The following is a 6,032-nucleotide window of genomic DNA, read 5'->3' as shown; positions in this document are numbered from 1 at the left end:
TCGACGGCGCCACCTCGGCCCGACGAGCAGGCCCCGGCCACGCCCCGGCAGCAGCCGGACTCCGCCGGTCTGCCGAGTGCGGCGGCCTCCGGAGGCTTCACCGGGACCGGCCTGCCGCCGGAACAGGGCGGGCAGGTCCGGGGGCCGCTCCCGCGCATCCGGGACGACGGTTACCGCGCCCTCGCACTCGGGATGCCCTACCGGCAGGCGGTGGCGACGGACATGCTGCGGGTCACCGGCGGGACGGGTCCGCCCGAGCGGTGCGCCTCCTACCCGCTCGCCGAGGGGCGCGACGCGGTCGGGCGGGTGACGATCTCCGCCGAACACGGCGTGGTGAGCTTCGAGGTGACCGGTGCGCACACCGACGACGACGTCGGCGTCGGCGCGCGGGAACGGCGGATGCGTGCGGCGTACCCGGACGGGCGCTATGTGCGCACGCTGGACGAGAGCGAATGGGGCAGCGAGGAACCGACCCCGGAGAAGGAGTACATCGTCGACCGGCCGGCGGGAGCGTTCCATTTCGCCGTCCGGGACGAGACGGTGATCGGGATGCGGCTCACCGCGCACCGGTCGGACTGCTGAGCGACACCGTGGTGGGCCCTGTTCCCGTGGTGGGCCCCGTTCCCGTGGTGGGCCCCGTTCCCGTGGTGGGCACCGCTCCCGCGCCGGACGCGGGACGCCGGGCCCACCACGGTGCGGCGGACGGACGGGCCGGACGGGGCCGGCTCACAGCGCGCCGCCGGCGACCGGGGGCATCGTGGGGTCGTTCTCCTCGCCGACACCCTCGCGGTAGAGGAACTGCTCGACCTGGGCCAGGTCGCCGTTCGCCCGGTCCACGACGGTGAGCAGCGTCGACATCTGGGAGACCTCCTCGACCTGCTCCTTGAGGAACCACTGCGTGAACTGTTCGGCGATGAGATCACCCTCGTCCCGCGCGGTCCGCGCGAGTTCGGTGATCTGCGCCGAGACCTCCTTCTCCTGTTCCAGCGCGAGGGCCACGAGTTCGCGCACCTCGGAGAAGTCGTTACGCACCTCGGAAATCCCCGGGATCTCCACGGGGTGGTCCGTGTCGCCCATGTACTGCACCATGGCGAGCGCGTGGTTACGCTCCTCCAGCGACTGGCGGTAGAAGTGCTTCGCCAGCTGCGGCAGGTCCTCGTTGTCGAACCACACGGCGAGCGCGAGGTACTGCTGCGAGGCGTGGAACTCGTTGTGGATCTGCGCCTGGAGCAATTCGTAGAACTTGGAACGCGGTTGCTTCTTCGTGGTGTTCATATCTTCATCGTACGCGCCGTGAGCTCGATGATCCAATCGGGAACGGTGATCTCGATCGCATTCGGGTACAATTGTGAGCCAAGGTTTTGCTAATTTAGTCGACCCTTACCGAGGTGACCCTCAGAAGTGTTATTTCGGTGAGGCAAACCTTAACGCGAATACATCGATCAATCCGGCACCGCCGATCAATTCGGCACCGGGGCGCGGCTGATCGGACAGGACATGCAGCGCGGACCGCCCCGCCCGGAGCCGAGCTCCGAGCCCTCGATGCGCACGACCTCGATGCCCGCGTCCTCCAACCGGGCGTTGGTCTCCACGTTGCGTTCGTAGCCGATCACGACACCCGGCCGCAGGGCGAGGGTGTTGTTCCCGTCGTCCCACTGTTCGCGTTCGGCGGTCACCGGGTCCAGTCCGGTGTCGATCACGTGGAGCCGGTCGATACCCATCGCCTCCGCGGCGGCGGTGAGGAACGGTTCGGGCCCCTCGACCCGCAGTCCGCCGTCCCCGGGACCGCCGCGGTCGTCGGGACGCACGGTGTAGGCGACCAGCGACTCCCCGGCCGGGGGGTACATCACCACCGAGTCCGGGCCGACCATCGTGCACACGGTGTCCAGGTGCATCGTGGCGCGGTCCTGCGCGATGGGCACCACCAGCACGGTGTGCACGAGATCGTCGGCGAACACCGAGCGGGCCAGCGACTCGGCCCCCGCCGGGGTGGTGCGTTCCCCGACCCCGACGGCGAGTACCCCGGGCGCCAGCGACAGCACGTCACCGCCCTCGACGGGCGCGGAGTGCGCACCGTAGGCGCGCACCGCGCCCCGGAACCGGGGGTGGTAGGCGTACACGATGTCGAGCAGGGCGGTCTCGCGCCGCCTGGCGGGCATCGCCAGGGACGACACGGCGACCCGGTCCGCGATCCACACCGACGAGTCGCGGGTGAACAACAGGTTCGGCAGCGGGTCGACGGCGAAGTCGTGCGGGTGATGCATCCGCCGGACGAGCGAGCCGCCCTCGGAGGCGGGCAGTTCCTCGAACGTCAGTCCGGACGTCAGCACCTCGGCCAGGGTGTCCGGCTTCGCGGTGGACAGGAACGACCGCAGCGCGTCGGCGAGGTCGCCGCCCAGCCGCCGGTCGTCCACGGCCGCGTGGACCCCGGCCGCACGGGCGCGGGAGTCGGCCAGTGCGTGCCGCAGGAGGTCGGTCAGCAGCAGGACGTCGACCCCGCGACCGCGCAGCACCTCCGCGAAGGCGTCGTGCTCCTGCTGGGCGCGGGCGACCCAGGGGATCGAGTCGAACAGCAGCTGGTCGTTGTTGCGCGGGGTGAGTCGTCGGAGTTCGTTGCCCGGACGGTGCAGCAGTACCGCGTCCAGTCGCCCGACCTCGCTCTCCACCCGGGGTGGCGGGAATTCGGACGGGTCGGCGGTGGCGGCGTGCGGCGTGTTCTGCGATGTCGTACCAGTCACGCGGGTGAGATTAGTGAATCCGGCGCCGCGGCGGCGGCGACGAAACGACACGGCGTGCCGGGGCCGCGCCTGCTCCGGCACGCCGTGTCCGGGCACAACGAAGGTGCCCTTCCGGACGGGGATCGTTGCGTCCGCGCCCGGGTGCGGGTCACCGCGACGGCGTCCGAGGGGCGGGCGCCGGTTCCGTGGTGACCACCGACGGGGCTGTGGTGACCACCGGCGGGGCTTCGGTCGTGGTGACGGTCGTGAACAGCCAGTTGTGGGCGCCGCCGCCCATGATCTCGGCGTAGCGTTCGGCGGCGTCCCGGTTGGCGAACCGGATCTCCTGGGCGTTCACCCGGTGCGTGATCTTGCAGGCCATCGTCCCCTCCTGTGCTCGCTCGTGCTCCCCGCGGCTCGTGTCGTCCGCGGCCCGCCCCCGATGCCACCGATTAGAACACCTGTTCGATACGGGTGCAACTCGACGCGCCGGTCGGTCACGGCAGCCACGCCAGATGGTCACGCAGCAGCGCGTATCCCACGAACGCCACCACGTCGAGCAGGGTGTGCGCGATCACGAGCGGCCACAGCCGGTTGGTGCGCTGCCACACCCGGCCGAAGACCAGTCCCATGACCAGGTTGCCCACGAAGCCCCCGAGGCCCTGGTACAGGTGGTAGGCCCCGCGCAGCACCGAGGAGACGAGCAGGGACGTGTTCTCCCCGACCCCGAGCTGGCGCAGGCGCGTGAGGAGGTATCCGACGACCAGGATCTCCTCGGCGAACGAGTTGCCGAACGCGGAGAGCGTGAGCACGATCGGCCGCCACCACGCCTCCGTCAGGGTGGACGGTTGCACCGCGAGGTTGAACCCGAGTTGCCAGGCGGCGAGATAGAACGCCAATCCGGGTATCCCGATGCATGCTGTCAGCACCAGGCCCCACCACCAGTCCCGGCCGGGGCGGCGCCGGTCGAGCCCGACGAGCGCGGGCCGCACCCCGCCCCGCCAGAGCAGATACAGCCCGAGCGCGCCCCATCCGACGAGCTGGACCACCCCGAGCAGCTGCTTCAGCAGGTCGATCGCACCGATCGTGGCCTGGGGCACGTTGATGGCCGTGCTCTGGTCGGTGAGCGGTTCCGGGCGCAACAACGCTTCCAGAAATGATAACGCACTGCGTACGGCAGATAAACCGAGAGTGATGGAAAAGACCAGAACCAGTTCGGCGACCAACGCCGTGCGCTCGCCATTATCGCGCACCGTGACAGGTTGTGCGCGCGGTGTCTTGTTCCGCCGGTCACGGACGAATCGGGCCACCGTGGCACGGTACATTGGACGCCGAAAGCGCTGGTCACGTCCGTACCGGAGGAGGGACGACGGCGCGGTCACCGTGATTCAGGAGGCAGTCTCATAACGTTTCGTCCTGATCGATCCCGATACGTACTAGGGTTCTACGGACCCGAAATCCGATGAAGGAGGCAAGCCTCGTGACGGAGACGTCAGAAACGGAGGCCGCGACGCCACCCGGCCCACGACGAACATCGTCGGTCGCGCCGAAGGTCTTCTGGCCCGCCGCGATCATCATCCTGGCGTTCGTGGTCGCGACGGTCATCGCGCCGGACGCGATGGAGTCGGGCATCAGCGCGCTCCAGTCTGAGGTCGTGGGCAAGTTCAGCTGGTACTACATGCTGATCGTGTCGCTGTTCGTGGCGTTCGCCATCTGGGTGGGACTGAGCCACTACGGCGACATCAAGCTCGGCCCGGACGAGGAGGAGGCCGAGTTCGGACTCCTGTCGTGGTTCTCCATGCTGTTCGCTGCGGGCATGGGGATCGGCCTGGTCTTCTGGGGCGTGGCCGAACCGCTGAGCCACTACGCGGGCGTCCCGAACCGGGCGACCGGCATCACCCAGGACGAGGCGGGGGCGCAGGAGTCCCTCGTGCAGACGTTCCTGCACTGGGGCCTGCACCCGTGGGCGATCTACGTCGTCGTCGGCCTGGCCATCGCCTACGCGATCCACCGCAAGAAGCGTCCGGTCAGCATCCGCTACGCGGTGGAGTCGCTGATCGGTCGGCGCGTGAAGGGCTGGATCGGCGACATCATCGACATCGCCGCGGTCGTCGGCACCCTGTTCGGTGTCGCGACGTCGCTGGGCCTGGGTGTCATGCAGATCGCGGCCGGACTGGACTTCCTGGACATCATCTCGGACCCCGGCAACCTCACCTACGTGATCCTGATCGGTGCGATCACCCTCGCGGCGATCGTGTCGGTGGTCACCGGGCTGAAGAAGGGCATCCGCTACCTGTCCAACTTCAACATCGGCCTGGCCGCCGTGCTGCTGATCGCGGTGCTGATTCTCGGCCCGACCCTGTTCATCTTCCGGGATCTGGTGCAGTCGATCGGTGCGTACTTCCAGAACCTGCTGCAGATGAGCTTCAACACCACCGCGTTCGAGGTGGAGACCGGCACCGACTGGCAGGCCTACTGGACCACCTACTACTGGGGCTGGTGGATCGCCTGGGCCCCGTTCGTGGGTGTGTTCATCGCGCGGATCTCGCGCGGGCGCACGGTGCGTGAGTTCGTCGCCGGTGTGCTGCTGGTGCCGACCGCGGTCACGATGCTCTGGTTCAGCGTCTTCGGCGGTACCGCGCTCTACCGTCAGCTGTTCGGCGAGGGCGGACTGATCGTCGACGGCGAGGTCGATCAGGAAGGGTCCCTGTTCGGGATGCTCCAGGGGCTGCCCGGCGGGACCGCGATGGCGATCGGTGCCGTCATCCTGATCGCGACGTTCTTCATCACCTCGTCGGACTCCGGTTCGCTGGTGGTGGACATGCTCGCCTCCGGTGGTGACCCCAACCCGCCGACCTGGAGCCGTGTGTTCTGGGCGACGCTGGAGGGTCTGGTCGCCATCGCCCTGCTGCTGGCGGGCGGCCTGAGCGCGTTGCAGACGATGTCGATCCTCATCGCACTGCCGTTCAGCGTGGTCATGCTGCTGATGTGCGTGTCGATCATCCGCGACTTCCGCAACGAACGCCGGACCGCACTGCGGATCCAGCGGCGGATGCAGCGGGAGGAGCTCACCGAGCACGTCACGCACAGCCTCATCGACGAGGGGCTGGTGGAGCCGAACGGCGACGCCGGCACGTCGACGAGCGGCACGTCGACGGGCGGGACCGCGAGGCGGACGGGCGAGGCACCGTCCACCTCCTGACGCGTCCGGGCGGGCGGCCCTGACGGGCCACCCGTGACGACACGACGGCGCCCCCGGTACTCCACCGGGGGCGCCGTTCGTCGTTCGGGGGCGTGTGGCGGCGGCTCGCGCCT

5 protein-coding genes and 1 pseudogene are annotated in these 6,032 nt (G+C 69.1%); 2 read left to right on the top strand and 4 right to left on the bottom strand.

All coding sequences use genetic code 11. From position 1 onward, the window contains the following. Positions 1-582, top strand: a pseudogene (locus ACTIR_RS26340) (hypothetical protein); the annotation flags it as partial. Positions 583-726: 144 nt separating this feature from the next. On the opposite strand, the gene ACTIR_RS0105470 reads toward ACTIR_RS26340, so the two are convergent. The 4 genes from ACTIR_RS0105470 to ACTIR_RS0105455 form a co-directional block, all read right to left on the bottom strand. Further along, positions 727-1,275 (bottom strand): ferritin, encoded by a 549-nt coding sequence (locus tag ACTIR_RS0105470; RefSeq protein WP_026453515.1) that lies wholly within the window; start codon positions 1,273-1,275, stop codon positions 727-729. A gap of 185 nt (positions 1,276-1,460) precedes the next feature. Further along, positions 1,461-2,738 carry an arginine deiminase gene (locus ACTIR_RS0105465; protein WP_034238521.1) on the bottom strand — a complete coding sequence of 426 codons (1,278 nt, stop codon included), beginning with the start codon at positions 2,736-2,738 and terminating at the stop codon, positions 1,461-1,463. 148 nt (positions 2,739-2,886) lie between these two features. Further along, the gene (locus tag ACTIR_RS0105460) at positions 2,887-3,099 is read right to left on the bottom strand and encodes a hypothetical protein (RefSeq protein ID WP_026453513.1); all 213 of its coding nucleotides are present in this window, start codon (positions 3,097-3,099) and stop codon (positions 2,887-2,889) included. Between the two features lie 115 nt (positions 3,100-3,214). Further along, positions 3,215-4,042, bottom strand: coding sequence for a CPBP family intramembrane glutamic endopeptidase (locus tag ACTIR_RS0105455; protein WP_084789332.1), 828 nt, complete (start codon positions 4,040-4,042; stop codon positions 3,215-3,217). 155 nt (positions 4,043-4,197) lie between these two features. Here ACTIR_RS0105455 and ACTIR_RS0105450 point away from each other — a divergent pair, with 155 nt between their 5' ends. Next, positions 4,198-5,919, top strand: a complete 1,722-nt coding sequence (locus tag ACTIR_RS0105450) for a BCCT family transporter (RefSeq protein ID WP_026453511.1) — start codon at positions 4,198-4,200, stop codon at positions 5,917-5,919. Positions 5,920-6,032 lie beyond the last annotated feature (113 nt).

The sequence above is a fragment of the Saccharomonospora iraqiensis subsp. iraqiensis genome (genome assembly GCF_000430445.1).
Lineage (GTDB): Bacteria > Actinomycetota > Actinomycetes > Mycobacteriales > Pseudonocardiaceae > Saccharomonospora > Saccharomonospora iraqiensis.
Note: the sequence above shows the minus strand (reverse complement) of the source record. Positions and strands in the feature narration are given on the sequence as shown.

Excerpts from the sequence above, each read along its gene's own strand:
- ACTIR_RS0105455 (WP_084789332.1), bottom strand. The coding sequence starts at position 4,042 with ATGTACCGTGCCACGGTGGCCCGATTCGTCCGTGACCGGCGGAACAAG.
- ACTIR_RS0105460 (WP_026453513.1), bottom strand. The coding sequence starts at position 3,099 with ATGGCCTGCAAGATCACGCACCGGGTGAACGCCCAGGAGATCCGGTTC.
- ACTIR_RS0105470 (WP_026453515.1), bottom strand. The coding sequence starts at position 1,275 with ATGAACACCACGAAGAAGCAACCGCGTTCCAAGTTCTACGAATTGCTC.